A 26,358-nucleotide genomic window follows, 5' to 3' on the forward strand; every position below is an offset into this window, starting at 1 on the left:
TCCTGGCTTCCCCGGGGTCAGCCGCCGCCGCTGCCCGAGCCGGAGCAGCCGAAGCCGTCACGGTCGACGGCCTCGCTGCGGCTGAAGGTGCCGTAGTCGGCGTGGCCGGCGCTGACGCCGGAGTCGTAGTACCAGGCGGCATCGACCGTGCCGGTCCGGCTGCCGTTGCTCTTGCGGTTCTTGCCGGACGAGGAGGAGGTGGAGCCCGACTTGCAGTTCTTGTCGGCGACGATCTTGTAGCCGTTGACGTACTCGTAGCTGTCGCGGTCCACGCAGCGGCGGTCGGGGTCCGAGCCGCACGAGGTGAGGGCCGCGGCGAGGACGCCCATTCCGCCGAGTACGACCGTGCTCGAACGCAGTTTCCTGCGCTGGTCCGCCATGTTCTCTCCCCCGTTGGGCCCGTCCGGCGGGCTCGTCCGTCCGACATGATCAGCATGATCAGCGTAAAGATCACGTGCACCGGTTGTACAAGCGGCTCCCCCGAACTCGCACTCCCCTACAGTCGCTTTGTGCTCTTTGGAATGGTGTGCGCCCTTGGTGCGGCGGTTTGTTTCGGCACGGCGACGGTGTTGCAGGCGATCGCGGCGCGGGCGGCCTCGCCGACGACGGGCGGCACCGGCTCCGACTCCAATTCCGGTTCCGGTTCCGGTTCCGGTTCCGGTTCGTCCGGGGTGGACGCCGCCTTGTTGCTGCGGGCCCTGCGCGAGTGGCGGTACATCGCTGGGCTCGCGCTCGACGGCGTTGGGTTCGTCCTGCAGATCGCGGCCCTGCGGTCGATTCCGATCTACGCGGTGGGGGCGGCGCTCGCAGCGAGCCTCGCGGTGACGGCGGTGGTCGCGGCGTGGCTGCTCCATGTGCGACTGAGCGGGCTCGAATGGGGAGCGGTCGGGGTGGTGCGCGCGGGGCTCGCGATGCTCGGGCTCGCGTCCGGGGAGGAGGGGGACGAGGCCGGGTCCACCGCGCTCAAGTACGCGATGCTGGGCACCGCCGTGGCCGTACTGCTCCTCGGCGCGGTGGCCGGGCGGTTGCCCGGGCGGGGGCGGGCGCTCGCGCTCGGGCTGGGTGCCGGGTTCGGGTTCGGAGTGGTCGAGGTGGCGGTGCGGCTCATCGACGGGCTCACTCCCTCGGCGCTCCTCACCAACCCGGCTGCGTACGCACTCCTGTTGGGCGGCGGCGCGGCGTTCCTCCTTCTTACGTCGGCACTCCAGCGGGGCTCGGTGACGACGGCCACGGCGGGGCTGATCATCGGCGAGACCATCGGGCCCGCGGTGGTGGGCGTGGTGTGGCTGGGCGACCGTACACGGGAGGGGTAGGAACTGTTCTCGAATAAGTGTCAATGAGTGTCTTTTAGATGTTATGAGTGTCGTATGCTCTCGTGTATGAACCTGACGGAATGGGCGCGTGCGCAGGGGATCGCCCCGCGTACTGCGTACCGCTGGTTCCGTGAGGGCACGTTGCCGGTCCCCGCGGAGCGGGTGGGGCCGCGCACGATCCTGGTGAACATCGACGCGAACACCTCATCCTCGGTGACCGGAGGTGTGGGTCTGTATGCCCGCGTCTCCTCGCACGACCAGAAGGCCGACTTGGAACGGCAGACCGCGCGCTTGTCGGAGTGGGCCGCGAAGGCCGGGCATCGCGTAGTGCGCGTGGAGTCGGAGATCGCCTCTGGCATGAACGGTGCCCGTACGAAGGCACGTCGCTTGCTGGCTGATCCGGCAGTGACCACTGTGGTGGTGGAGCACAAAGACCGCCTCGGCCGTATGAACGTCGAACTCGTCGAATCCGCTCTGTCTGCCACCGGCCGCCGACTCGTCGTCCTCGATGACGGCGAGGTCGAAGACGACCTGGTGCGCGACATGGTGGAAGTACTGACCTCGTTCTGCGCCCGCCTGTACGGCCGCCGCTCGGCGAAGAACCGCGCCAGGAAGGCCCTTGAGGCGGCTGCGGCCGATGACTGACAGGAAGCAGCTCCGCACCATCGACGCCCCGTTCGTCGCCCTGGGGCCGTCCGGTGTGGCGATACGCGACCGGCTCAAGCACCTCATGCCCGAAGACGAGACGATTCTTCGCCTGGTGGGCGAGCACCAAGGCCGCCTGGCCTCGGCTGATCTCAAGGCACGCTGCAAGTCCGGACACGACCACGACAACGACGCGTGGGCGGCCCGCAAGCGAGAGCTGACCGAGCAGTCCTCCTCCCGCATCGCCGGGACGATCACCAAGTCCACCCACGACCAGTACGGCTTGGCCCGCAGGTGCCTGCTCGCGCACATCCACAGCCTTGATGCCGGTATCCGCACGCTGCGGCACCGCTTGTCGCTGCCGATCGGCGAACGCGGCTCGAAACAGGCTCCGGGCGGCTACCGCAGCAAGGGCGAGTGGTTCAACAAGTCCCGCCGACTGGCCACCCTGGAACACCGGCTCGAAACAGCCCGCGCTGACTGGTCTGCCGGCCGTGTCCGTGTGGTGCGCGGCGGCCGACGCCTGCTGAAGAACCGGCACAACCTGCAAGCAGCCCATCTGACCCAAGCCCGATGGCGGCAGCGCTGGGAGGCCGAACGCTGGTTCCTCGCCGCCGATGGAGAGTCGGGGAAGCGGTTCGGTAACGAGACGATCCGCGTCACGCCGGACGGCGAGGTCAGCATCAAGCTGCCCGCCCCGCTCGCGCACCACGCGAACGCCCGGCATGGCCGCTACGTGCTCTGTTCCAAGGTCGCGTTCACACACCGTGGGCAGGAGTGGCGGGATCGCATCGACGGCAACCGGGCTGTCGCCTACCGCATCCACCTCGACATTGAGCGGGGCCGCTGGTACCTCACCGCGTCGTGGACCAGGCCGGCGGTCAAGACCGTGCCGCTGGATGCGGCCCGCGCAGGCGGCATGGTTGGCGTGGACACCAATGCCGACCACTTCGCCGCCTACCGGCTCGACCCGCACGGCAACCCGGTCGGCGACCCGCGCCGCTTCTCCTACGACCTGACCGGGTCGGCCGACCACCGCGACGCCCAGATCCGGCACGCCCTCACCCGGCTCCTGCACTGGACCAAGCAGACCGGCGCAACCGCGATCGGTATCGAGAACCTGGACTTCGCCGCCGAGAAGACCCGCGAGAAGCACGGCCGCAGGAAGCAGTTCCGGCAGCTGATCTCGGGCATGCCCACCGGCAAGCTCAAGGCCCGCATCGTGTCCATGGCCGCCGAACACGGCCTCGCCATCGTCGCCGTGGACCCGGCATACACCTCCATGTGGGGCGACCAGCACTGGCGCAAGCCCCTCACCAGCAAGACTCGCAACATGACTCGCCATGACGCCGCTTCGGTGGCGATTGGCAGACGCGCCCTCGGGCACCCGATCCGGCGACGGACGGCACCGCCCCAGCATCACCAGAGTGATGGTGCTGGGCATCGGACCATCCAGGCCGGCCGTGGTACCCGAGGGCGCGAGGAACCTCGCCACCCCGTCACGGAACGTGCACGCGATGCACGTCCCCGGACGAAGGGAACAAGAACGCGGGCGACCAGCGCATCCAACACCGTTTGGGATGCGCGCAGTTCCGGGACGTGGGTCCAAGACTCACTCCTGGACACTGTTTAGGAACGGTTGGCCTGGCTCGCCGTACTCGGTTTCGCGGTGGCGGTGGCCGGGGCGTTGGCACTGGCGCGCTTCGGGGAGGCGCCGGGGGAGGTGTCAGAGGCGGTGTCGGAGGCGGTGTCGGAGGCGGGATCAGAATCGGCATCTCCATCGGAATCGGCATCGCCATCGCCATCGCCATCGGCTACGCCGTAAGACTCCGAGGGTGGGAGGGGTGACGGGTGGCGCGTGGCGGTTGGCGGCTGGCGCGTGCGGCAGAGGTTCGCTCGCTCCCCACGACCGCCGGGCCCGCCACCGGGCGGCTCGGCCACTCAGCCTCTCGACCACTCAGCCACTCAGCCACTCAGCCCCTCGACCACTCGGCCACTCGGCCGCCGGGCTACTCGGCCACCCAGACCACCACCCCACCGTGCCACCACCCCACCGCGCCGCCCGCCGCCGCGCTAGGGCAGCGCCCTGACCAGTGCCTCCAGTGCCCCGGGCCATCCACTGTCCGTCGGGGTTCCGTACCCCACGACCAAGGCGTCCAGGGGTGGGGCCGTGGCGGACGGGTGGCGGTAGCGGGTCAGGCCGTGGACCGCCAGGCCCTGCCAGACAGCCGCGCGGACGACCGTCTGCTCGGTGCCGGGCGGGAGTTGGAGTACCGCGTGGAGGCCGGCCGCGATGCCGGTGGCCGTCACTGAGGGCGCGTGGGCGGCCAGGGCGGAGACGAGTTGGTCGCGGCGACGGCGGTAACGGAGGCGTGAGGCGCGTACGTGACGGTCGTACGCGCCCGACGTGATGAGCTCCGCCAGGGTCAGCTGGTCCAGCACTCCGCACGACCAGTCCGCGCCGCCCTTCGCCGCCGTCACCTCGGGCGCCAGGTCCGGCGGCAGGACCAGCCAGCCGAGGCGCAGGCCGGGGGCCAGGGACTTGCTGGCGGTGCCGAGGTACACCACGCGGTCCGGGTCGAGGCCCTGGAGCGCGCCCACGGGTTGCCGGTCGTAGCGGAACTCCCCGTCGTAGTCGTCCTCCAGGATCAGCCCGCCCGTCCGCCGCGCCCAGTCGACGACGGCGGCCCGGCGGTCGGGGTGCAGGGGCACGCCCATGGGGAACTGGTGGGCAGGCGTCAGCAGCACCGCCCGCACCCCGGCCCCGGCCCCAGCCCCAGCCCCAGCGGAACCGCCCCTGCCCTCGCCCTTGTGCCCACGCCCGCCGCCACCGCCGGGGCCGCCGCCAGGGCCACGTGTACCTCTTGTTCTCCCCCCGCTCCGACCAAGCCCTCCCCCGGTCAACTCGTCCGTGCGCGTGCCCAGTTCGTCGAACGGCAGCGTCACCGAGCGCAGGCCCGCCCGCTCCACCAGCCCCCAGTGCACATCGAGCCCGTACGACTCCATCGCCAGCGCGCCCGCGCCCCGCTGTCGCAGTACCGCGCCGAGCAGCATCAGCCCGTGCGCGAACCCGGAGCAGATGAGGATGTGTTCGGGGTCGGCGCGTACGCCGCGCGCCCTGGCGAGGTAGCCCGCGAGCGCGGTGCGCAGTTCGAGGCGGCCTCGCGGATCCCCGTATCCGAGGGCGTCGTACGGGGCCGCCGCGAGCGCTCGGCGGGATGCCTTGAGCCACTCGGCGCGCGGGAAGGAGGCGAGGTCGGGGGTGCCGGGGACGAGGTCGTACGCCGGGCCGCCGGGCGAGCGCGGCCGGGGCGGGGCGGAGGCCGGTGCCACCACCGCGCGTTCCGCCACCCGCGTGCCGGAGCCCTGGCGGGCGGTGAGCCAGCCCTCGGCCACGAGGTCGGCGTACGCGTCGGCGACGGTGTTGCGCGCGATGCCCAGGTCGGCGGCGAGGGAACGGGACGACGGCAGCCGGGTTCCGGACGCGAGCCGTCCGCCGCGTACCGCCTCCCGCAACGCGTCCGTCAGGCCTCTGCGCAGGCCGGAGCCGGTACGCGTCACGTCGACATGCAGGTCCACACCGAAAGTGGCCCAGGATCTCACCATGGAAATGGACCATACTCCTGGGCTACTCCGGCCCTAGGCTCATGATCATGACGACGAACACCACCCCGACCGACACCACCCCCACCGCGACCACCCCCACCGCGACCAAGACCGCCGCGACCCGGACCGCCGCCGGCATCCCGCAGGGCACCCCGAACGCTCCCGAGCACACCCCCCGGCTCCAGTGGACGGAGTTCGCCCCCGAGGTCTTCGACGCCATGATCAAGCTGGACGCCGCCGCCCGGAAGGGTGTCGACCCGGTGCTGCTGGAGCTGGTGAAGATCCGCGCGTCGCAGCTCAACCACTGTGCGTTCTGCCTCGACATGCACACGAAGGACGCGTTCGCGGCGGGCGAGAGCGTCGAGCGGATCGTCCAGCTCAGCGCGTGGGAGGAGTCACGGCACTTCTACACGGAGAAGGAGCTCGCGGCGCTCGCGCTCGCCGAGGCCGTGACGGTCCTGACGGACGGCTTCGTACCGGACGAGGTGTACGAGGCCGCCGCCCGGCACTTCGACGAGGCCGAACTGGCCCAGCTGATCGCCGCGATCACGGTGATCAACGCCTGGAACCGCTTCGGCGTGACCTGCCGTCTCGTGCCCGGCCACTACACGCCGGGCCAGTACAAGTAGCCAATAAGTAGCCAACCGCATGGGCTACTGCCCAGCGGTTGACGTACTCCTCACACCTCGCCCCGCAGCAGGTCCGCGCACTTCTCGCCGACCATGAGCACCCCGAGCATCGGGTTCACGGCGGGCAACGTCGGGAAGACGGACGCGTCGGCGATCCGGATGCCTTCGAGACCGCGGATCCGCAACTCGGGGTCCACGACAGCCAGTTGGTCGTCCGGCGCTCCCATGCGGCAGGTGCCCGCCGGGTGGTACACGGTGTGGGCGACCTTCCGCGCGTACTCGCTCAGCTCCTCGTCCCCCGTGACGTCCGGTCCGGGGCACACCTCGCGCGTGAGCCAGTTCGCGAGCGGCTCGGACGCGGCGATCTCGCGGGCGATCCGGATGCCGTCGACGAGCGTGCGGCCGTCGTAGTCGTCCTCGTCCGTGAAGTAACGGAAGTCGAGGGCGGGCTTCTCGGCCGGGTCGGCGCTCGTCAGGTACACCCGGCCGCGGCTGCGCGGCTTGGGGATGTTCGGAGTCATACAGACGCCGTGCGCGGGGCGTTCGTAACCGAGGCGCTCCGCGTGGTCCGTGAACGGGATCTGGTAGAAGTGGAACATCAGGTCGGGACCGGCGTGTTCGGGGTCGCGCCGCACGAACAGGCCCGCGTCGGCGTCCATCGCGGAGTTCTCGGGGATCGGTCCGTCCGTCTCCCAGACGATGACCGACTCGGGATGGTCGAGCAGGTTCTCGCCGACGCCCGGCAGGTCGTGGACGACGGGGATACCGAGCGCTTCGAGGTCCGCGCGCGGCCCGATACCGGAGTGCAGGAGCAGCCGGGGCGTGTCGACGGCACCGGCGCACAGCAGCACTTCGTTCCTGGCCTTGACCAGGACTTCCTCGCCGTCCTTGGTGCGTACGTGGACACCGCGGGCGCGCGTCCCGTCGAGCTCCAGCTTGTACGCCCAAGTCTCCAGCAGGAGACGGAGGTTGGGCCGTTCGTCCATGAACGGATGCAGGTAGGCGACCGACGCGCTCGACCGCTTGTTGTTCTCCGGGTGGTACGCGAGGTCGAAGAAGCCGACGCCCTCGGTGAACGGCTCCTTGTTGAAGCTCTCCATGCGCGGCACGCCGAGCGTCGCCGCCGCCGCGTCGACGAAGTCGCGGGCGATGGCGTTCTGGTCCTTCTCGTCGACCGGGACGATGTTGTTGAGCAGCCGCGGGAAGTACGCCTCCATCTGCCCCGCGCCCCAGCCCTCGGCGCCCGCCGCCTCCCACTCGTCCCAGTCGGAGGGCAGCGGATTGAACGCGATGAGGGTGTTGTGCGAGGAGCATCCGCCGAGGACGCGGGCGCGGCTGTGCCGGATGTGCGAGTTGCCGCGCGGCTGCTCGGTCGTCGGGTAGTCGTAGTCCAACTCCCCGCCGAGCAGGCCGACCCAGCGGCGCAGGGTCAGTACGTCGTCGCGGCCGACGTCGCTCGGACCGCCCTCGATGACGGCGACGGTGATGTCCGGGTTCTCGGTGAGCCGGGAGGCTATGACGGATCCCGCGGTGCCGCCGCCTATGACGACGTAGTCGTACGTGTTCGCTTCTTCGTTGTCGTACGTGTTCGCTTCACCGTTGTCGTACGCGTTCTCGTTATCGGGCATGGCGTGGCGCTCCAACGTGCTGTGTGCGGTGGGGCAGGGTGACGGGGTCGGTTCGGGGCCGGTCGTCAGCCCGCGAACCACCTGACCGGCTTCGGCGCGAGGTTCTGGTACACGTGCTTGGTCTCACGGTACTCGGCGAGCCCCGCGGGCCCGAGTTCGCGCCCCACGCCGCTCTTGCCGAAGCCGCCCCACTCCGCCTGCGGGAGGTAGGGGTGGAAGTCGTTGATCCAGACGGTGCCGTGCCGCAGCAGGCGGGCGACGCGCCGGGCGCGCCCCGCGTCCGCGGTCCAGACGGCTCCCGCGAGCCCGAACTCCGTGTCGTTGGCGAGCGCGACGGCCTCGTCCTCCGTACGGAAGGTCTCGACGGTCAGGACCGGGCCGAACATCTCTTCCCGGACGACCCGCATGTCGCGGTGGCACTGGTCGAGGACGGTCGGCTCGTAGAAGTAGCCGGTGGCGGGCCGCTCGGCGGACGGCTCGGGGCGGGCGCCGCCGGCTCGCAGCACCGCGCCCTCGGCGAGGGCGGAGGCGACGTACGACTCGGTCTTCTCGCGTTGGTCGGCGGAGACGAGCGGTCCGCACTCGACGCCGTCCTCGGTGCCGCGGCCGAGCCGGATCCGCTCGGCCCGCCACGCCAGTTCGGCGACGAAGCGCTCGCGTACGGACTCCTCGATGATGAGCCGGGAACCGGCGGAGCACACCTGCCCGCTGTGGATGAAGGCGGCGTTGAGAGCCTGGTCGACGGCGGTGTCGAACCCCTCCTCCGTGGCGCAGGCGTCGGCGAAGACGACGTTGGGGTTCTTGCCGCCGAGTTCGAGGGCGACCTTCTTCACCGTGACGGCGGCGGCCTGCGCGACCTTCGTACCGCTGACGAGTCCGCCCGTGAACGACACCAGGTCGACGTCCGGATGCTCGGCGAGCCGGGCGCCGACGCTGTGGCCGGGTCCGGTGACGATGTTGGCGACGCCGTCGGGCAGCCCGGCCTCGGCGAGCAGCTCGATGAGGGCGACCGTCGTCAGCGGGGTGATCTCGCTCGGCTTGACGACGAAGGTGTTCCCGGCGGCGAGGGCGGGGGCGATCTTCCAACTCGCTTGCAGGAGCGGGTAGTTCCAGGGGGTGATCATCGCGCAGACGCCGACGGGTTCGTGCACGACGACGCTGTGGATGTCGTCCGACCCGGCGTCGACGACCCGGCCGGCGCCCTCTCCGACGACGAGATCGGCGAAGTACCGGAAGGCGTCGGCGACACAGTCGATGTCGACGCGCCCCTCCTCCAGGGTCTTGCCCGCGTCCCGGCTTTCGAGGAGCCCGAGCCGTTCGCGGTCGCGTACGAGGAAGTCGGCGACGCGGCGCAGGAGCGCGGCCCGCTCGGCGACGGGCGTGCCCGGCCACTCTCCGTGGTCGAAGGCGCGCCGGGCGGCCTCGACGGCGGCGTCCGTGTCCGGTACGCCGCCTTCCGCGACCACGGCGAACGTCTTGGCGTCCGCCGGGTCGAGAATGTCGCGCGTGGCCCCCGAAGCGGCCGCACGCCACTCTCCGCCCACGTGAATCGTCTGCTGCGCCTGGTTTCCCGACATGATCGGTGCTGCCTTCCGTTCCTGTTCCGTGCCCCTGTGTCACACGTGTGACGCTCGGGGGCCGGGAGCACCTGCCCCTGACCCTGGAATGCATGCACAACCGGTGACGGAAAGTGCGCGGCGTCACTCAAGAAGGCCGTGCTCAGCCAGCGTACGGCCCGGCCGGCGTACGGCAGTTGGAGCACCGGGGTCCATGCCTTCGCGGTCCGCCTGGAACTGGAAGAGGGTCACCACCCCCAGGTGAGCGGTAAGGCGCGGTGCGCAGAAAGCCGCCCCCGGGGAGCGAGCTCCCGGGGGCGGCTTCAGGCTTGGGGCCTGGGACCTGGGACCTGGGACCTGAGGCTCGGCCTTCGGGCTTCGGCTCAGATGAGGCCGAGACCGCGGACCGCCTCGCGCTCCTCCTCCAGCTCCTTCACCGACGCGTCGATGCGGGCGCGGGAGAACTCGTTGATGTCGAGGCCCTGGACGATCTCGTACGAGCCGTCCTTCGTGGTGACGGGGAAGGAGGAGATGAGGCCCTCCGGGACGCCGTACGAACCGTCGGACGGGATGCCCATCGAGGTCCAGTCGCCGTCCGCCGTGCCGTTGACCCAGGTGTGGACGTGGTCGATGGCGGCGTTCGCGGCCGAGGCCGCCGAGGAGGCACCGCGGGCCTCGATGATGGCGGCGCCGCGCTTGGCGACGGTCGGGATGAACTCCTCGGCCAGCCACTTCTCGTCGTTCACGGTCTCGGCGGCGTTCTTGCCGGCGATCGTGGCGTGGAAGATGTCGGGGTACTGGGTGGCCGAGTGGTTGCCCCAGATCGTCAGGCGCTTGATGTCGGCGACCGTCGAGCCCGTCTTCTTCGCCAGCTGCGTGAGCGCGCGGTTGTGGTCCAGCCGGGTCATCGCGGTGAAGCGCGCGGCCGGTACGTCCGGGGCGGCGGCCTGGGCGATGAGGGCGTTGGTGTTGGCCGGGTTGCCGACGACGAGGATCTTGACGTCGTCCGCGGCGTTGTCGTTGATGGCCTTGCCCTGGGGCTTGAAGATGCCGCCGTTGGCCTCCAGGAGGTCACCGCGCTCCATGCCCTTGGTGCGCGGCCGGGCGCCGACGAGCAGACCGACGTTCGTACCGTCGAAGGCGACGTTCGGGTCGTCGGTGATGTCGATGCCCTGGAGCAGCGGGAACGCGCAGTCGTCCAGCTCCATGGCCGTGCCCTCGGCGGCCTTGAGCGCCGGGGTGATCTCCAGGAGACGCAGCTTGACCGGCACGTCCGCGCCGAGCAGCTGGCCGGAGGCGATGCGGAAGAGCAGGGCGTAACCGATCTGGCCGGCCGCGCCGGTGACGGTGACGTTCACGGGAGTGCGGGTCATGGCGTTCTCCGTATGACAGCTGACGACGGTGGGGCGTCCCTGCCCCGGGGTGCGGGACTCCCTGCCGCGACGTTGATCGATCACCGGTGTCGATGATCGATCTCTCGGCGTCAAGAGAGATCCAGCGGTCAGGCTATCGCGCATCCGCGACGGCGGGCGTCCGGGGCCGATGTGGCCCGCCCCACAGGGCCGCCGGCCCCGCCGCTGCCCGGCTCCCCCAGGCCGCGAACCTGCTCTCTCCCCCTCCGGTCCCCAGCCCCCGGTCCCCAGCCCGCGGCCCTCAGGCCCACGAAGAGGCGGCCGTCGATCCGGGAGAGTGGGACGACGGCCGCCGGGTGGGGGTGCCGGTCGGACGGGAGGTGGTGTGACTCCTCCCGGACGGGCTCCGGACTCCCGTGGGGGTACGGTTCGCCTGCCCCGGCGGAGGGCGGACATTCCTCTTGTGTGGCGAAGAGTTGAGGATTGTGTGGCGAAGGGCGCGGGGCGTCCCGGTTCGCGCGGCCGGAGCCTGCGCCCGGGGGTGTGCGCTCGGAAGCGAGCGGGTCGGAAACAACGGTGTACGCCCCGGAGAAACAACACGGGTGCCCGGCCCGCAAGGGCCAGGCACCCGATCGAAGCCCGTTCAGCGTGAGCCTCGCTGTGTTACTCCGTGCAGCCCTCCGTGCCCGAGGCCTGGAGGGTGCCGCAGGCCTTCGCCTGGGTGGCGCTCTTCACGGCCACCATCGGGGTGTAGGCGTCGGTGTCCGTGGTCTCGGCGGTCTGGGCGGCTGCCGAGCCCGCCGTGATCCGGACCTCGTCGCCGGGCGCGGCCCCCGTGATGCGCGCCCACGCGGCCCCGCACGTCTCGCTGTAGCGGACCTCGACCTTGGCGGTGCCGACGGTGGCCGTCTCGACGGTCTGCGCCAACGTGCCGCCGCAGCCCATGCTTTCCGGGTCCTTGCCCGCGCAGTCCGCGCCGAAGCACTCGACACCGGCCGGCAGCTCCTTGCTGACGGTCGGTGTCGGCGACGGCTTGGTGTCGCTCCCTGCCGTGTCGTTGCCCCCCGGGTTCGTGAGGAACCAGGCAGCGGCTATCACCACGAGCGCGCCCACGACCCCCGCGAGGAACATCTTGAGCCGCCGCTTCCCCGGCCGCCCGTCGGGCGAACCGCCGGAACGCGGCCGCGCGTCCTGAGGCGGACCCCCGGCGGAACCGGTGGAACTGGCGGGACCGGCCATGCCGGACGGCCCGAAGGAACCCGCCGGGCCATAGCCCGACGCCCCGGACGAGCCGGGCGCACCGGCCGAGCCGGAGGAACCGGCCGCGCCGACACCCGACGCACCAAGGCCCCCGGGGTATCCATACCCCCCGGACGACCCGGAGGTCCCCGCCGACCCCGGAGGCGCGGCAACGACTCCCCAGCCGCCACCGCGCGATCCCGAGCCCGAGCCCGGCCTTCCGTCGGCGCCACTACCGCTATCGCCCCCGTACGGCGTCCGCCGGTCGTCTCCCGACACGGGAGTCTTCGGCGGCACCGTGGGTGCCACCCCGGCCGGACCGGCGATACCCGGCTTGGGCGCCGCCGTCGTACTACCCCCGGCGCGCGCCTGCTTCCCGTTCCTTCCCCCCTTGGCCGAAGCCGTCCCGAGCTCCCCGAGCGCAGCGCGCGCCTGGGAGATCCGGATCGCTTCCATGGTCATGTCGTGGCGCATCTCCGAGCGGCTCCAGGCCCGCTCAGCAAGCTCCCACATGGTCGTCAGATGGACGGGATTGGTCCCAGTCACCTCGGCCAACGCCACGATCGCGCCCTTCGGCGCGAGCAGTCGGCCGTTCAGATACCGCTCCCAGGACGTCTTGCTGTACCCGGTGCGGTCGGCCACGGCGGCGACACTCAGTCCGCTGCGGTCGACCAACCGGCGCAGCTGGCTGGCGAACTCCCTGACCTGCGGATCGAGTTCATCCGGCAAGGCCCTCCAACGAGGCATTGCTACCCCCCTCTTTCCCCCCGTACGTGCTGGCTTTTCCCGCGCGTGAAGCCCTCTGCCGAGTCCTCGTTCCGGCTACCCACAGGGATGCGCAGAGCAAGGATCTCAGTTCCCGGGATGGGGGCGCACGGGAGCATTCGGGCCTGTGGGCATGCACCGTTGCACGCCCGTTGGTCTGCGGTCCAGTGTCCCACCGACTTCCCTCCCGGCCGACAGGATCACCTGGTCAATGCACGGGACGTCCCGGAGCGTCCCGATTGCCCACGTTATCCCCGGTGTCATGGGTGATCAGCGTAAATCCTCGAACTTGTCAACACATCGACACATGGGGAACACATGCGCGACCTCGTGCGTCCCTCGCGTCTTCAAGGGGAACACCCGCACGCCAAGGGCAGGTTGGATCGTCGACCGCCCAGGCCGTCACCGTGACGACGGCGAACGGCCTCGCGCTCGGCACGGGCGGCCCACTCGCGGCGGCGACTTCCGGGTCCGCCGCGTCTGCGCAGGTCATCGACGGTATCGGCGGCACGTATAACGATTGAGACGACGAAAAGCACGCTCCCGTCCGCCGCCTCACCAGCAGCGACGCGACGTGTCCGTGGCGGACGGTCCTGTACGCGGACGACGCCGAGCGGAGGTCGGCAACGGCTTGAAACACCCCTTCGCGAAGTACGACATCGACGGGCCCTTCGACCGGAAGACGCACCGGAGGGCATTCACGACATCACGAAAAGGTGACTTTCGGCCAAGCGAAAGACGGCCTCGACGGCCCATACGGGAGCGGCAAGTTACGTACAGCGGCTACGGGCGGAACGTCACGTTCGAGCGACTGAGCGGGAAGTACTACGTCAAGATCGGTACGCAGCGGAAGTCTCGGCGCATGGCCGGCGCGGCCTACCTCCCTCGCCCCTCGCTCATCGGACGCCCCTCGGACTCTCACTCCGACGTGTGATCACGCCAAGGTGAAGGCCCCGATCACCGCGGTCAGCAGCAGGAGCAGGACGAGCAGCAGGGCGAAGAGCAGCAGGCGGTGCGAGGAGGCCCAGGAAGCCGCGACGGCGGCAGGTTCCGGTTCCGGCGTCTCGGCGAGCAGGTCCCACCAGGGGACCGTGGGGACGTCCTCGTACGCGCCCTCCTCCGCCGTCCGGTTCGTACGCGCGCCTCCGCCGGGGGGCGCGCCGGCCGGAGCCGGTGCCGGAACCTGAACCGGAACCACGATGCGCGGCCACACCCGCACCGCCATCTCCCAGCGCACGCAGAAGCGCTCCGCGTCCGTCCTCGTGACGCGGCACAGGGCAACGACCGCCTGCCGGGGCGGGGGCTGCGTCGCGTTCAGATAGCGGTGCCAGGAGGACTTGCTGTACGCCGTGCGCTCGCCCAGGGCCACCAGGCTGAGCCCGGTACGGTCCTTGAGCAGCCGCAGCTGCTCCACGAAGTGCCGCACCTCCGGCGGAAGATCCGCAGGCAGTGGCTGCCAGGCGCTCATCCTTCTCCTCGCCCCCTCATCGTCCCTCCACACGCTTCCCCCCTACGACCGGGTGACGGCACCGACGGCGGATTGGTTCCCTTCGAAGCCGCCGCGGGACGTACGCCACACGTGCGCCACATGTACGCCGCACACGGGCGGGCCGACGGGCGCCGCCCCCGCCCACGAAGAAGCCCGCCTTCCTCGCGAGAGGGAGCGGGCTTCGTCACACGCTCGCCGGGTACGCCGGGTGCGCCCACGTCCGCTATGTGCGGATCGTGAAGTGCAGCGTGTCGTCCAGGAACGGGATCTCCAGCCACGCGTGCGGCTGCGCCATCATCGCGAGCAGCACGATCGTCACGCCCAGGACGCCGTACGTGACGAGGTCCGTGAACCGGGAGCGGACGGCGAGCATGCCCACGTCGGGCAGCATCCAGCGCAGGGCGGCGCCCGCGAGCAGCGCGAGACCGATCAGCAGGATGCCGACCTTGAAGGCGTCGAGCGCGGTCAGCAGCAGACCGAGTCCGACGGTGCCGATGACCGCGAGAATCGGCCACTGCCGCGCGGGCGCGGGCGCGTCGCGGGGAGCCGCCCGGCCACCGCCCTCGGGCCGTGCGGTGTCCCGCGTGAGCGACGGGAACCGCCGCGTGACCCGCTGGGGCTGTCCATCGGGGCCGGGGGCACTGACCGCGTCCCGGGTGACGGGTTCGCCGTCCCGCGCGCCGGCGGCGACAGGTTCGCCGTCGCGGGCCGGTGCGACGGCCGATCCGGCGTCCGGTGCGACGCCCGATCCCGCGTCCGATCCGGCCTCCGACGACGGGGCCCCACGGCCGGGGACCGCGTCGGCACCGGCTTCGTCGCCCTCCGGCAGGACGCCCCGGGATACCGCTTCCGCGTCGCGGGTGCTCGCGGCCCGCGACCTGGTGCCGGACGACTCCGGCTCCCGTACGGACGGCTCCGGCTTCGACTCCCGTACGGGCGACTTGTCCAAGGGTGTCCCATTCACGGGCGACTTATCCAAGGGTGTCCCATTCACGGGCACCCCGTCCACAGGCGTCTCATCCACCGGCGCCCCGTCCACGAGCGCCCCATCCACGAGCGCCCCGGCCAGGGACGACGCATCCGCAGGCGTCCCGTGCGACTCGGCGCCCCTGGCCTCGCCGCCCTGAACCTCATCGTCGGTCTTGCTGCCCGTGTTGCTGTCGGTGTTGCTGTCGGTGTTGCTGTCCCGCCCGGTGGCGGCCCGGTCAGCCGGCATCGCGTTCCGCCGCCTCGACCACGTTGACGAGGAGCTGGGCGCGGGTCATCGGGCCCACTCCGCCGGGGTTCGGGGAGATCCAGGCGGCGACCTCGGCGACGCCGGGGTGGACGTCGCCCACGATCTTGCCCTCGGCGCTGCGGGAGACGCCGACGTCGAGGACGGCGGCCCCGGGCTTCACGTCCTCGGGGCGGATCAGGTGCGCGGAGCCCGCCGCGGCCACGATGATGTCGGCCCGGCGCAGGTGCGAGGCGAGGTCGCGGGTGCCGGTGTGGCACTGCGTCACCGTCGCGTTCTCGGAGCGGCGGGTGAGCAGCAGCGGCATCGAGCGGCCGATCGTCACGCCACGGCCGACGACCACGACCTCGGCTCCCTTGATCTCCACGCCGTACTGGCGCAGGAGGGTCAGGACACCGTTGGGGGTGCAGGGCAGCGGGCCCGGCTCGTTCAGGACGAGGCGGCCGAGGTTCATCGGGTGCAGCCCGTCCGCGTCCTTGTCCGGGTCCATCAGCTCCAGGATGCGGTTCTCGTCGATGCCCTTGGGCAGCGGCAGCTGGACGATGTAACCGGTGCAGGCCGGGTCCTCGTTGAGCTCGCGGACGACCGCCTCGATCTCCTCCTGCGTGGCGGTCGCGGGCAGTTCGCGCTGGATGGAGGCGATACCGACCTGGGCGCAGTCGCGGTGCTTGCCCGCGACGTACTTCTGGCTGCCGGGGTCGTCGCCCACCAGGACGGTTCCGAGGCCGGGCGTGATGCCCTTCTCCCTCAGGGCCGCCACGCGGACGGTCAGGTCGGACTTGATCGCGGCTGCGGTGGCCTTGCCATCGAGAATCTGGGCGGTCATGTGCCCATCCTCGCGGATGACCGGGCCATGGTTCCAATCCGGCCCCGATCCGGCCCCGATCCAGCCCTCACGGCCGCTTCCGGGTTCTCCGGCGCGACTCCTCGACGCCCGCCGTCCGGTCCCCGTCGGTCCTGCGCCCATGATCGGCGATGTTGCACTTGCACAACACACGCGGTATCCGGCTGGACAAGTAAGTGGCGCGTTAAGGACGATGAGCGGCACAGTGCCGCGGACAGTACCGGGGGGACGAACCGCATCTGTAGAACTTTCCTCCGAATTGTGCCGCGTCGTCCCCGCACTTACGCAACGACGGAGGAAGCGCCATGAGTTTCGGCGACCCGAACAACCCCTACGGGCAGCCGCCCCAGCAGCCTCCGGCCGCTCCCGGCTACGGCTACCCGCAACAGGCCCCGCCCGGCGTCCCGCCGCAGGGTTACGGCTACCCGCAGCAGCCGGGGTACCCCGGCTACCCGGGCGGCAACCAAATGCCGCAGTCGATGCCGGGGCTTCTCGTTACGGCCCGTGTCTTCCTGTTCATCATCTCGGCGGTGCAAATCATCATGGGCCTCGCCTGGTTGTACGTGGCGGCCATCGCCAACGACGTGTCGGACGCGGCGGACGACCTGAGCTCCTCGTCGGACGACCCGTTCAGCGCGATCGGCGAGGGCGGTAACGTCGCGGCCGGGATGCTGGCGTTCATCGCGTTCATCGTGCTGGGCCTCGCCGCGCTGTCCATCATCCTCGGCGTGAAGTTCAACAAGGGCGGCCAGGGCATCCGGATCACCACCGTCGTCTACGGCGCACTCGGCACGATTGTCGGGCTCATTCTCCTGTTCATCGGCCTCGACTCCGGTCTGGCCACGACAATCATCTTCCCGCTCATCTGGGTCACCTTCGGCGCCATCATCACGGCGGCTCCGGTCGTGTCCAGCGGCACCGCCTGGTTCGCCCGACCGCGCTACTGAGTCCCCGAACGACACGTTCACGCCATTCACGCCGAGGGCCGTGTTTCACCCTGCCGAGGGTGACACGGCCCTGCCGCGTCGTCCTACCCTGATCCCGTACCGCGTACGGGACTTGAAACGGGGAGCGGGACGGGGAGAACGGCCTTGTACAGCATCATCGTGGTACCTCCGCCGACCACGGAGGACGAACACAGCGACGCGTACGGCGACACGCAAAGCGGTACGCACAGCGGCACGTACGGCGACCGGCGCACCAGCACCCAGCTGCGGCTCGCGCCCGGAGAGCGACTGGCCTTCGGCCGTTCCGCGGCCGACAACGGACTTGCGATCGCACACGAGGGCGTCTCCCGGAAAGCCGGGGAGATCACCGCGCAGGGCGCCTTCTGGGTACTGAGCAACCTCTCGGCCCACCAGACGTACGTGGTGGAGAACCCGGAGGGCGCGGGCGAGCACATCAAGGTCGGACCGGGCAGGCTGGACGCGCCGGTCCCCTTCGAGTTCTCCCGGATCGTGCTCCCGGCGGCGGGCGACCTGCTGCACATCGAGGTGTGGGCACCCCGTCACGACTATCTGCGCTCCCCGGAGGGCATGGACGGGGCGACGACCGCGCCCGCGTTCTCCGTCGACCGCACCAAGCGGTACTTCGCGGTCCTGGCCGCCCTCTGCGAGCCCCGGCTGCGCGGCGAACCGCACGCCCCGCTGCCCACGGTCGACCAGGTCGTGGCGCGGCTGCGCCCCAACTGGCCTGCCGCGGCCCGCACTTCGGTCCAGTGGAACATCGACTACCTCGCCGTGAAACTGCGTCTCAAGCCGGGCCCCGACACGGCGGACACCGGCCCGCGCCTCAACGGCAAGAAGGAGTCCCTGGTCTCCCTGGCCCTGCGCTTCGATCTCGTACGGGAGGACGACCTGCTCGTCCTGACGGAGCCGGCGAGCCGGACGGCCCGGTGACCGGGGCGTACGCGGTCACGGTGCCCAAGGGGTACCGGGTGGGGTCCTGGGAGGTGCGGGAGCCGATCGCCACCGGCGCGTTCGGCAGCGTGTACGAGGCCCGGTCCACCGGCGCCGACGAGGACCTGCCGAAGTCGGCCGCGCTGAAGTTCCTGCCCACCGGCACCGGTACGCCCCGTCAGCTGACGCATCTGCGTGAACTCGCCGAGCGCGAGATCGAGTTGCACCGCAGGCTCAGGCGCCCGCGGCTCATCCGGATGTACGAGACCCTCACCGTCGACGACCCCGGCCGCCCCGGCCTCGACGGCGCCACCGTCCTCGTACTGGAGCGCGCGGAGGGCTCGCTCGCCGCGCTGCTTGCCCGCTCCCCGCGTCCGCCGCACGGCCCCGCGCTGCTCGCGCAGATCTGCGAGGGCCTGGCGCAGCTGCACCGAGCGGGCTGGGTGCACGGCGACCTCAAGCCCGCCAACGTGCTGCTGATGAAGGACGGTTCGGCCCGGCTCGCCGACTTCAACATGGCCGCCGAACTGGAGGGCACCCACGCCTACACCGCCGCCTTCGCCACCCCCGACTACACCCCGCCCGAACTCCTCTGGGCCGAGATCGGCGAACGCGGCCGCCAGATCAGGCCCTCGGCCGACGTCTGGGCCTTCGGCGTCCTCGCCCACCTCGTGCTCACCGACACGTTCCCGCTGCCGGGCGGCACCCCTACAACCCGCCGGGACGCGGCGGTCCGCTACGCACGCGGCACCGATGAGCTCCGGCTGTCCCCCCAACTCCCGGACGCCTGGCGGGAGATCGTACGGAACTGTCTGGCCCGTACGCACACGGAACGGATCTCCGGCGAGACGCTGCTGCGACAGGTGGAGGCGGCGGCCGGCACCGGCCGGTCCCCCCGTCCGCCGAGGCTGCGCGCGTGGCGCGGACGCCGCCCGAGGCTCGTCCTGGCCGCCGCGGCGGCCACGGTCGCCGTCTCGGCGCTCGCGTACGGCATCACCGCCTGGGCGGGCGACAGCGCGGACGGCACGGAGGAGGGCGGGGGCCGCGCTCCCGCGACCGAGAAGGTCGTCCAGGCCTCCTACGGCGACGGCGAACTCCGTACCGGCAAGGGCGTACCGGCCGTCTACCGGCCGCTGATCGTGGACTCCGCGCACGAGTGTGTGCAGGAGGACGTCACGCCCGCACTCCTCGCCGCCATGCTGAAGGTGGAGAGCGATTTCGACCCCGATCTGTCCGATCCCGCCGCGAACGAGTACGGAATCGCCCGCTGGACCCCGCGCGTGCTGCGCTGGTGGATCCGGTCCGACGGCACCACCCCCAAGGCCATCCCCGAGCCCCCGTTCTCGCCCGCCGAGTCCATTCCGGCCATGAGCCGCTACCTGTGCTGGATCGCGCCCCGTATCGACGCCAAGCTCACCGGCGACCACCGGGTGCTGATCGCGGCCGCCTACCGGACGTCGTTCGAGAAGGTGAACGACGCGGCCGGCGTTCCCCCGAAGTACCACGACTACGCCGCCCGCGTCGCTCACTACCTCAAGGAATACACGCCTCCGGGGAAGAAGTGACCCTGAGACTTCCGAGGTACCGCTCAGGGCTCTTCCCTGGGGCGACTGGTGGGTCGTGCCGCTATGACTTGCCTCCGGTAACTCCCGATAGCCTGGCCGACCCCCCTGACTCCCTTTAGCCTGGCCATCGTTGGGGGCAGGGGTAAGGGGAGACGACTCCATGTACAGCGTCATCGTGGTACCGCCGGGGGGCACTGGATCAGGCGACCAGATCCATCTCTCGGCGGGCGAGAAGCTCGTCTTCGGCAGGTCCGCGCGGGAGGGCGGTCTGACGATCGCCCACGAAGGAGTGTCCAGGGTCGCCGGTGAGATCACCGCGCACCGGGCCTTCTGGATCCTGAGCAACCTCAGCCAGGACCAGACGTACGTGGTGGAGAACCCGGAGGGCGCGGGCGAGCACATCAAGGTCGCGCCGGGCCGCCTGGACGCGCCCGTGTCGTTCGAGTTCTCGCGCGTGGTGCTGCCCGCGGCGGGTGAGCTGCTCAGCTTCGACGTGTGGGCGCCGCGCCACACGTACAGCCGTACGGCTCATCCCGGGGTCTCCGGCGCCACCACGGCCGCGGCGTTCTCGCTCGACCGCACCAAGCGGTACTTCGCGGTGCTGGCCGCCCTGTGCGAGCCCCGGTTACGGGGCGAACCGCACGCCCCGCTCGCCACGAGCGACCAGCTCGTGGAGCGGCTGCGGCCCTCCTGGCCCGCGGCGAGCCGCTCGTCCGTGTACTGGAACATCGACTACCTGGCGGTCAAACTGCGCCTGAGACCCGGCCCTGACACGGCGGAACCCGGCCCGCGCCTCTACGGCAAGAAGGAGTCACTGGTCTCGCTCGCGCTCCGCTTCGACCTCGTACGGGAGGACGATCTCGTCGTCCTGGCGCCGGCCCCGCGGGAGGCGGAGCAGTGAGTGGCGCGGCGAGCGACGCACCGAACGGACGTTCCTACGCCGTCTCCGTTCCGAAGGGCTACCGGGTGGGCCCCTGGGAGGTGCGCGAGCCGATCGCGTCCGGCGCGTTCGGCAGCGTGTACGCGGCCCGGCGGGCCGGGGGCGGGGGCGGGGACAGAGGTGGGGCAGGTGACGGGGATGTGGCCGGAGCGCGGACCACGCAACAGGCCGGGAAGGGGGCCGGGAAAAGGTCCCGAAAGGGGGCCGGGGAACGGGCCGGGAAGGGAGCCGGTGACGGGGCCGCCGAGAAGACCGTCGCCGTCGGCGGTTCCGCCGTCGTGGGCTCCGCCGTCGCCGACGGCGGAACCGGCCCGCTGCCCCGGCACGCCGCGCTGAAGTTCCTGCCGACCGGTACCCGCACCCCGCGCCAGCTGCACCACCTGCGTGAACTGGCCGACCGTGAACAGGAGTTGCTGAAGCGGCTGCGCTCACCACGCCTGATCCGGATGTACGAGGCGCTGACGGTCGACGACCCGGAGCACCCCGAACTCGACGGCGCCACCGTCCTCGTACTGGAACGGGCGGAAGGCTCGATGGACGCGCTCCTCGACCGGTCCGCCACCCCGGGATCCGGGCCCGCCCTGCTGGCCCAGGTCTGCGAGGGCCTGCACCAGCTGCACCACGCCGGCTGGGTGCACGGCGACCTCAAACCCGCCAACATCCTGCTGATGAAGGACGGTTCGGCGCGTCTCGGCGACTTCAACCTGGCGGCGGAACTGGAGGGCACCCACGCCTACTCCCCCGCATTCTCCACCCCCGACTACACACCACCGGAACTCCTCTGGGCCGAGATCGGCGTACGCGGCCAGCAGATCCGCCCGACCGCCGACATCTGGGCCTTCGGTGTACTGGCCCACCTGGTCCTGACGGGCTCCCTGCCCCTGCCGGGCGCCACGGCCGAGGCCCGCCGCGACGCGGTGGTGCGGTACGCGCGGGGGACCGACGAGCTCCGTCTGTCCCCCGAACTCCCGCCGGACTGGCGGGAGATCATCACCGACTGCCTGGCCCCTACGCACGCGGAGCGCGCCCCGTACGACGCGGCCTCGCTGCTGCGCCGGGTGGAGCAGGTCGCGGGGACGGCCCGTTCGGCCCGCCTGCCGAGGCTGCGGCCCCGCCGGTGGCGCCGCCCCGTCCTGGCGGCCGCGGTCGCGGTGGCGGTGCTGAGCGCGGCGACGGTGACGGTGACGTACGCCCTGCGGGACTCGGACACGGTGGTCGCCGCGCCGCCCACCTGCGAGAAGCCCGCGGTGTACGAGGACAGCACCTACGGCCGCGGCTATACCGCGGGTTGGAGCGGCACGTGGGACTTCGCCATCAAGCAGGGCGAGGGTGGCAGCCAGGTCAGAGAGCTCCAGTGCCTGCTCAAGCACCTTCACGGCTTCACCGGAATCGGAGTGGACGGCGAATTCGGCCCGCTGACCGACGCGGCCGTCGTGGCCTTCCAGAAGCGGGAGGGCCTGTCGGCGGACGGAGAGGTGGGCCCGAACACGTGGCGCGCCCTGCGTACCAGGGACTGAAGCCGACTTTCCGGGTCGACCCTGAAAGGTTCTAGGTACCGCTCTCCCGGCACTCCCGCCACAGTGATGACACGCCGCCACGGGGGACGGCGCGGTCGGACGGGGGAGTGGGAAACAGCATGGGGCGAGCACTCGCATTCGCTTCCGGGTGCCTGGCCGCGGTGATCGTGACGTTCACCGCGGCCGGCTGCACCACGAGCGCCGAAGCCGGTTCCCAGAGGAAGGGCCAGAGCGAGAGCAAGAGCCGGGGTCAGGCACGGGAGCTGACCGACGCCGAGCAGGTCCTGCTCCAGCGCGCGGAAGCACTGCTGGTCAAGAAGTGCATGGAGGCGGAGGGCTTCAAGTACTGGCTGGGGTGGCTGCCCACCGTCGACGACCTCAAGGGCGGCGGCTACGTGCTCACCGACGTCGGCTGGGCGAAGAAGCACGGCTACGGCAGTCGGCTCAAGGACAAGCTCCAGGACGTCCAACGCGACGATCCGAACTCCGCGTACGCCAACGCGCTCCCGAAGGAAGAGCGCGTCCGCTACAGCAAGACGCTCGAAGGCGGCCCCTCCAGCGGCATGCTGACCGCCGAACTGCCCGCCGGCGGCACCGTCCAGACCCCCCGCGACAGCTGCCAGGCCGATGCCAAGGGCCGGCTCTACGGAAACTTCGAGACCTGGTTCCGGGCCGAGAAGACGGCCACGAACCTGTCCGCCCTGTACGTGCCGGACCTCATCAAGGACAAACGCTTCGTGAACGCGGTCAAGGACTGGTCGGCGTGTATGCGCGAGGCGGGCCACGACTACGCCGATCCACCAGAGATTCGCGAGCGGTTGTCGAAGGTCACCAAGGGGCTGAGCACCGAGAAGGCGTTCGCCGCCGAGGTGGACCTGGCGGTCGCCGAGGCCACCTGCGCAACCGAAACACCTCTGGCCGACACGGCACGCACACTGCAGACCGAGTACCGCGACAAGAAGCTCCAGCGGTACGGCGACGACATCGCCACCTATCAGCGCATGCGGCTCGACGCGCTGGCCCGGGCCGAGGACATCACCGGCTCGACGGCCTGAGGCCGCACCTTCAGCCCGGCTCCCCGGGCTCCCCACACTTCCGCGACGTCGGCGCCGTCCGGCACCACGCCTGCGGAACACCAGCACGACCACCTGCACGACCACCTGCACCAAAACCATCAGAACAAGGAGCAATCCACCATGCGTAAAATCCTGGCCACTGCCGCCACTCTCGGTCTCGCGGGTCTCGGAGTGCTCGTCCCCGTCACCGGCGCCCAGGCCGCCACGCCCTGCGACAACGCATATAGCAGCGCCTCGTCCGGCTACTTCTACGCCTACGCCAACGACAACTGCAGCGGATACCTCGGCAGTGCCTCGGGCGTGGACTCGAACTGGGGCAACGACCAGGGCTCGTTCCAGGGCAGTGACACCAACAACGCGGAGTCCATCCTGCACAAGGGCACGTCCGGCCTGGCCGTCCAGGTCTTCAACGGGACGGGCGACGACTGGGCGGGCGGCCACACCTGCATCAAGAAGACCGAGTTCTACATGAGCAGCCTCAACGGGTTCTCGTTCACCAGCGGTTACGACGTGGACAACGAGATCAGCTCCCACCGCTGGGTGGCGGAAGGCTCGTGCGGCAAGTTCCTGGACTCCTGAGCCGACCGGATCCCCGCGCGGTTGACCCGCGCACCGTACGTGCAAGGCGCCCGGCCGGGAATTCCCGGCCGGGCGCCTTGCACGTACGGGACCGCGGGGCGTACAGGGCCCCGGGGCATACGGGTCCGCGACGGCCTCGTCAGTGGAAGAAGTGCCGCGTCCCCGTGAAGTACATCGTCACGCCCGCCTTCTTCGCGGCGTCGACGACCAGCTCGTCGCGGACCGAACCGCCGGGCTGGACCACGGCCTTGACGCCGGCGTCGGTGAGGATCTCCAGGCCGTCGGGGAAGGGGAAGAAGGCGTCCGAGGCGGCGAAGGAACCCCGGGCCCGCTCGGCGCCCGCGCGCTCGACGGCGAGCTTGGCGGAGTCGACGCGGTTGACCTGGCCCATGCCGACGCCGACGGAGGCGCCGTCCTTGGCGAGGAGGATCGCGTTGGACTTCACCGCACGGCAGGCCCGCCAGGCGAAGGCCAGTTCGGCCAGCTCGCCCTCGGAGAGGGGCTCGCCGGTCGCCAGGGTCCAGGAGGACGGGTTGTCGCCGTCGGCCTGGAGGCGGTCGGTGACCTGGAGGAGGCGGCCGCCATCGATCTGCTTGACCTCGACCGGCGCGGCCGGGCCCTGGTGGGCGCGGAGCACGCGGATGTTCTTCTTCTTGGTGAGGGCCTCCAGCGCACCGTCCTCGTACTCGGGCGCGACGATGACCTCGGTGAAGATCTCGGCGACCTGCTCCGCCATCTCCTTCGAGACGGGACGGTTGACGGCGATCACGCCGCCGTACGCCGACACCGGGTCGCAGGCGTGCGCCTTGCGGTGCGCCTCGGCGACGTTCGCGCCGATCGCGACGCCGCACGGGTTGGCGTGCTTGATGATCGCGACACAGGGCTCGTCGTGGTCGTACGCGGCACGGCGCGCGGCGTCCGTGTCCGTGTAGTTGTTGTACGACATCTCCTTGCCGTGCAGCTGCTCGGCGTCGGCCAGGCCGCCCCCCGCGGCGGAGCCGCTATTGGATGCAGTGTCGACGTACAGCGCGGCGCCCTGGTGCGGGTTCTCGCCGTACCGCAGGGTGCTGCGCTTCTCGAAGGTCGCGCCGATGAAGTCGGGGAAGTCCGACTCGTCGGCGGGCGCGTACGAGCTCGCGAACCAGGAGGCGACGGCGACGTCGTACGCGGCTGTGTGCTGGAACGCCTCGGCGGCGAGCCGCTTGCGGGCGTGCAGGTCGAACCCGCCGTCGCGAGCGGCGGACAGCACGTCGGCGTACCGCTCGGGGCTGGTGACCACGGCCACGGACGGGTGGTTCTTGGCGGCGGCGCGGACCATCGAGGGGCCGCCGATGTCGATCTGCTCGACGCACTCGTCGGGCGTGGCCCCCGAGGCGACGGTCTCGCGGAACGGGTAGAGGTTCACGACGACCAGCTGGAACGGCTCCACCCCCAGCTCGCCGAGCTGCTCGCGGTGGGACTCCAGACGCAGGTCGGCGAGGATGCCCGCGTGCACACGCGGGTGCAGCGTCTTGACCCGGCCGTCCAGGCACTCGGGGAAGCCGGTGAGCTCCTCGACCTTGGTGACCGGGACTCCGGCGGCAGCGATCTTCGCGGCGGTGGAGCCGGTGGAGACCAGCTCGACACCGGCAGCGTGCAGGCCGCGGGCGAGCTCTTCAAGACCGGTCTTGTCGTAGACGCTGATGAGCGCGCGGCGGATGACCCGCTTGGTGCCCTGCGCGCCCTGCGCGCCCTGCGAACCCTGAGTGCCCTGCGTACCTTCGGCGGTCACGGGATAAATACCTTTCGTCCCTCAATGCGATAGCCGTTGCGGGCGAGCCGCCCCACGACATCGACGAGCAGCCTTCGCTCGACTTCCTTGATGCGCTCGTGCAGAGCGCTTTCGTCGTCCTCGTCCCGGACCTCGACCACGCCCTGGGCGATGATCGGGCCGGTGTCGACGCCGTCGTCGACGAAGTGGACGGTGCACCCGGTCACCCGCGCGCCGTACGCGAGAGCGTCGCGAACGCCGTGCGCCCCCGGGAAACTCGGCAGCAGCGCGGGATGGGTGTTCACGAACCGGCCACCGAAGCGGGCCAGGAACTCCTTGCCCACGATCTTCATGAACCCGGCCGAGACAACGAGATCCGGCTCGTACGCGGCGGTCGCCTCGGCCAGTGCCCTGTCCCACTCGTCGCGCGTGGCGTGGTCCTTCACCCGGCACACGAAGGTGGGAAGCCCGACGCGCTCGGCGCGCTCCAGGCCCGCGATGTTCTCGCGGTCGGCGCCGACCGCGACGATCTCGGCTCCGTAGGCGGCCGACCCCGCCGACGCGATCGCGTCGAGGAGAGCCTGCAGATTCGTACCTGATCCGGAGACCAGCACGACGAGGCGCTTGGCCTTGGCCACGACGGGGCCCTTTCTCGGGGAGTTCTGGGGGTTCTGTACGTTCTGGGCGTTCTCGGGGGGTCTCGGGAGAGAGAGTGTGTCTACGGTCGGCATTT

General features: G+C 70.8%; 22 protein-coding genes. 11 read left to right on the forward strand and 11 right to left on the reverse strand.

Annotated features, from left to right (window positions below; translation table 11 throughout):
• Positions 1–17: 17 nt before the first annotated feature.
• Positions 18–380 (reverse strand): hypothetical protein, encoded by a 363-nt coding sequence (locus OHA11_RS16895; protein WP_266497053.1) that lies wholly within the window; start codon positions 378–380, stop codon positions 18–20.
• Between the two features lie 141 nt (positions 381–521).
• Between OHA11_RS16895 and OHA11_RS16900 the strand changes: the two genes are divergently transcribed.
• From OHA11_RS16900 to OHA11_RS16910, 3 genes are all read left to right on the forward strand, one after another.
• The gene (locus tag OHA11_RS16900; protein WP_266507239.1) at positions 522–1,313 is read left to right on the forward strand and encodes a hypothetical protein; all 792 of its coding nucleotides are present in this window, start codon (positions 522–524) and stop codon (positions 1,311–1,313) included.
• A 66-nt stretch (positions 1,314–1,379) separates the two neighbouring features.
• The gene (locus OHA11_RS16905; protein ID WP_266497055.1) at positions 1,380–1,958 is read left to right on the forward strand and encodes an IS607 family transposase; all 579 of its coding nucleotides are present in this window, start codon (positions 1,380–1,382) and stop codon (positions 1,956–1,958) included.
• Positions 1,951–3,591, forward strand: a complete 1,641-nt coding sequence (locus OHA11_RS16910) for a transposase (protein ID WP_266497058.1) — start codon at positions 1,951–1,953, stop codon at positions 3,589–3,591. Before OHA11_RS16905 ends, OHA11_RS16910 begins: the two co-directional genes overlap by 8 nt.
• Before the next feature lie 440 nt (positions 3,592–4,031).
• Here the strand turns inward: OHA11_RS16910 and OHA11_RS16915 are convergent, their stop codons facing one another.
• Positions 4,032–5,564 carry a PLP-dependent aminotransferase family protein gene (locus tag OHA11_RS16915; protein ID WP_266497064.1) on the reverse strand — a complete coding sequence of 511 codons (1,533 nt, stop codon included), beginning with the start codon at positions 5,562–5,564 and terminating at the stop codon, positions 4,032–4,034.
• 47 nt (positions 5,565–5,611) lie between these two features.
• Here OHA11_RS16915 and OHA11_RS16920 point away from each other — a divergent pair, with 47 nt between their 5' ends.
• Positions 5,612–6,193, forward strand: coding sequence for a carboxymuconolactone decarboxylase family protein (locus tag OHA11_RS16920; protein ID WP_266497066.1), 582 nt, complete (start codon positions 5,612–5,614; stop codon positions 6,191–6,193).
• Positions 6,194–6,243: 50 nt separating this feature from the next.
• On the opposite strand, the gene OHA11_RS16925 is transcribed toward OHA11_RS16920, so the two are convergent.
• The 7 genes from OHA11_RS16925 to OHA11_RS16955 all read right to left on the reverse strand — a co-directional run bounded on the left by OHA11_RS16925 (position 6,244) and on the right by OHA11_RS16955 (position 16,282).
• Positions 6,244–7,821, reverse strand: coding sequence for a GMC family oxidoreductase (locus OHA11_RS16925; RefSeq protein ID WP_266497068.1), 1,578 nt, complete (start codon positions 7,819–7,821; stop codon positions 6,244–6,246).
• 65 nt (positions 7,822–7,886) lie between these two features.
• The gene (locus OHA11_RS16930) at positions 7,887–9,398 is read right to left on the reverse strand and encodes an aldehyde dehydrogenase family protein (RefSeq protein WP_266497070.1); all 1,512 of its coding nucleotides are present in this window, start codon (positions 9,396–9,398) and stop codon (positions 7,887–7,889) included.
• Between the two features lie 362 nt (positions 9,399–9,760).
• Positions 9,761–10,750 (reverse strand): malate dehydrogenase, encoded by a 990-nt coding sequence (locus OHA11_RS16935; protein ID WP_266497072.1) that lies wholly within the window; start codon positions 10,748–10,750, stop codon positions 9,761–9,763.
• 642 nt (positions 10,751–11,392) lie between these two features.
• Positions 11,393–12,715 carry an XRE family transcriptional regulator gene (locus tag OHA11_RS16940; protein WP_266497074.1) on the reverse strand — a complete coding sequence of 441 codons (1,323 nt, stop codon included), beginning with the start codon at positions 12,713–12,715 and terminating at the stop codon, positions 11,393–11,395.
• Between the two features lie 952 nt (positions 12,716–13,667).
• A complete protein-coding gene (locus OHA11_RS16945) occupies positions 13,668–14,201 on the reverse strand; it encodes a helix-turn-helix transcriptional regulator (RefSeq protein ID WP_266497075.1) in 534 nt (177 codons plus the stop codon).
• A 244-nt stretch (positions 14,202–14,445) separates the two neighbouring features.
• Complete coding sequence (locus tag OHA11_RS16950) at positions 14,446–15,051, reverse strand: DUF3017 domain-containing protein (RefSeq protein ID WP_266507240.1); 606 nt, start codon at positions 15,049–15,051, stop codon at positions 14,446–14,448.
• A gap of 376 nt (positions 15,052–15,427) precedes the next feature.
• Positions 15,428–16,282, reverse strand: coding sequence for a bifunctional methylenetetrahydrofolate dehydrogenase/methenyltetrahydrofolate cyclohydrolase (locus OHA11_RS16955; RefSeq protein ID WP_266497076.1), 855 nt, complete (start codon positions 16,280–16,282; stop codon positions 15,428–15,430).
• Between the two features lie 323 nt (positions 16,283–16,605).
• On the opposite strand from OHA11_RS16955, the gene OHA11_RS16960 reads away from it, so the two are divergent.
• The 7 genes from OHA11_RS16960 to OHA11_RS16990 all read left to right on the forward strand — a co-directional run bounded on the left by OHA11_RS16960 (position 16,606) and on the right by OHA11_RS16990 (position 23,875).
• A complete protein-coding gene (locus OHA11_RS16960) occupies positions 16,606–17,247 on the forward strand; it encodes a hypothetical protein (RefSeq protein ID WP_266497078.1) in 642 nt (213 codons plus the stop codon).
• Between the two features lie 144 nt (positions 17,248–17,391).
• Positions 17,392–18,198: an FHA domain-containing protein gene (locus tag OHA11_RS16965; RefSeq protein ID WP_266497079.1), complete on the forward strand. Its 807-nt coding sequence runs from the start codon at positions 17,392–17,394 to the stop codon at positions 18,196–18,198.
• Positions 18,195–19,763 carry a serine/threonine-protein kinase gene (locus tag OHA11_RS16970; protein WP_266497081.1) on the forward strand — a complete coding sequence of 523 codons (1,569 nt, stop codon included), beginning with the start codon at positions 18,195–18,197 and terminating at the stop codon, positions 19,761–19,763. The genes OHA11_RS16965 and OHA11_RS16970 overlap by 4 nt, the downstream gene beginning before the upstream one ends.
• A 160-nt stretch (positions 19,764–19,923) precedes the next feature.
• Positions 19,924–20,664: an FHA domain-containing protein gene (locus OHA11_RS16975; RefSeq protein ID WP_266497083.1), complete on the forward strand. Its 741-nt coding sequence runs from the start codon at positions 19,924–19,926 to the stop codon at positions 20,662–20,664.
• Positions 20,661–22,220, forward strand: a complete 1,560-nt coding sequence (locus OHA11_RS16980) for a protein kinase (RefSeq protein WP_266497085.1) — start codon at positions 20,661–20,663, stop codon at positions 22,218–22,220. The genes OHA11_RS16975 and OHA11_RS16980 overlap by 4 nt, the downstream gene beginning before the upstream one ends.
• Before the next feature lie 119 nt (positions 22,221–22,339).
• A complete protein-coding gene (locus OHA11_RS16985) occupies positions 22,340–23,275 on the forward strand; it encodes a hypothetical protein (RefSeq protein ID WP_266497086.1) in 936 nt (311 codons plus the stop codon).
• A 141-nt stretch (positions 23,276–23,416) separates the two neighbouring features.
• The gene (locus OHA11_RS16990) at positions 23,417–23,875 is read left to right on the forward strand and encodes a hypothetical protein (RefSeq protein ID WP_266497088.1); all 459 of its coding nucleotides are present in this window, start codon (positions 23,417–23,419) and stop codon (positions 23,873–23,875) included.
• Positions 23,876–24,014: 139 nt separating this feature from the next.
• Here OHA11_RS16990 and purH read toward each other — a convergent pair whose 3' ends face one another.
• Entirely contained in the window at positions 24,015–25,574 is a 1,560-nt protein-coding gene (gene purH / locus OHA11_RS16995) for a bifunctional phosphoribosylaminoimidazolecarboxamide formyltransferase/IMP cyclohydrolase (protein ID WP_266507241.1), read from the reverse strand.
• Between the two features lie 68 nt (positions 25,575–25,642).
• Positions 25,643–26,263 carry a phosphoribosylglycinamide formyltransferase gene (purN, locus tag OHA11_RS17000; RefSeq protein WP_266497099.1) on the reverse strand — a complete coding sequence of 207 codons (621 nt, stop codon included), beginning with the start codon at positions 26,261–26,263 and terminating at the stop codon, positions 25,643–25,645.
• Positions 26,264–26,358: the final 95 nt, after the last annotated feature.

Origin of the sequence: Streptomyces sp. NBC_00878, assembly GCF_026341515.1 — a bacterium.
GTDB lineage: Bacteria > Actinomycetota > Actinomycetes > Streptomycetales > Streptomycetaceae > Streptomyces.

Excerpts from the sequence above, each read along its gene's own strand:
- OHA11_RS16985 (WP_266497086.1), top strand. The coding sequence starts at position 22,340 with ATGGGGCGAGCACTCGCATTCGCTTCCGGGTGCCTGGCCGCGGTGATC.
- OHA11_RS16960 (WP_266497078.1), top strand. The coding sequence starts at position 16,606 with ATGAGTTTCGGCGACCCGAACAACCCCTACGGGCAGCCGCCCCAGCAG.
- OHA11_RS16945 (WP_266497075.1), bottom strand. The coding sequence starts at position 14,201 with ATGAGCGCCTGGCAGCCACTGCCTGCGGATCTTCCGCCGGAGGTGCGG.
- OHA11_RS16990 (WP_266497088.1), top strand. The coding sequence starts at position 23,417 with ATGCGTAAAATCCTGGCCACTGCCGCCACTCTCGGTCTCGCGGGTCTC.
- OHA11_RS16915 (WP_266497064.1), bottom strand. The coding sequence starts at position 5,564 with ATGGTGAGATCCTGGGCCACTTTCGGTGTGGACCTGCATGTCGACGTG.
- OHA11_RS16905 (WP_266497055.1), top strand. The coding sequence starts at position 1,380 with ATGAACCTGACGGAATGGGCGCGTGCGCAGGGGATCGCCCCGCGTACT.
- OHA11_RS16940 (WP_266497074.1), bottom strand. The coding sequence starts at position 12,715 with ATGCCTCGTTGGAGGGCCTTGCCGGATGAACTCGATCCGCAGGTCAGG.
- OHA11_RS16935 (WP_266497072.1), bottom strand. The coding sequence starts at position 10,750 with ATGACCCGCACTCCCGTGAACGTCACCGTCACCGGCGCGGCCGGCCAG.
- OHA11_RS16930 (WP_266497070.1), bottom strand. The coding sequence starts at position 9,398 with ATGTCGGGAAACCAGGCGCAGCAGACGATTCACGTGGGCGGAGAGTGG.
- OHA11_RS16920 (WP_266497066.1), top strand. The coding sequence starts at position 5,612 with ATGACGACGAACACCACCCCGACCGACACCACCCCCACCGCGACCACC.
- OHA11_RS16925 (WP_266497068.1), bottom strand. The coding sequence starts at position 7,821 with ATGCCCGATAACGAGAACGCGTACGACAACGGTGAAGCGAACACGTAC.
- OHA11_RS16975 (WP_266497083.1), top strand. The coding sequence starts at position 19,924 with ATGTACAGCGTCATCGTGGTACCGCCGGGGGGCACTGGATCAGGCGAC.
- OHA11_RS16900 (WP_266507239.1), top strand. The coding sequence starts at position 522 with ATGGTGTGCGCCCTTGGTGCGGCGGTTTGTTTCGGCACGGCGACGGTG.
- OHA11_RS16895 (WP_266497053.1), bottom strand. The coding sequence starts at position 380 with ATGGCGGACCAGCGCAGGAAACTGCGTTCGAGCACGGTCGTACTCGGC.
- OHA11_RS16910 (WP_266497058.1), top strand. The coding sequence starts at position 1,951 with ATGACTGACAGGAAGCAGCTCCGCACCATCGACGCCCCGTTCGTCGCC.
- OHA11_RS16955 (WP_266497076.1), bottom strand. The coding sequence starts at position 16,282 with ATGACCGCCCAGATTCTCGATGGCAAGGCCACCGCAGCCGCGATCAAG.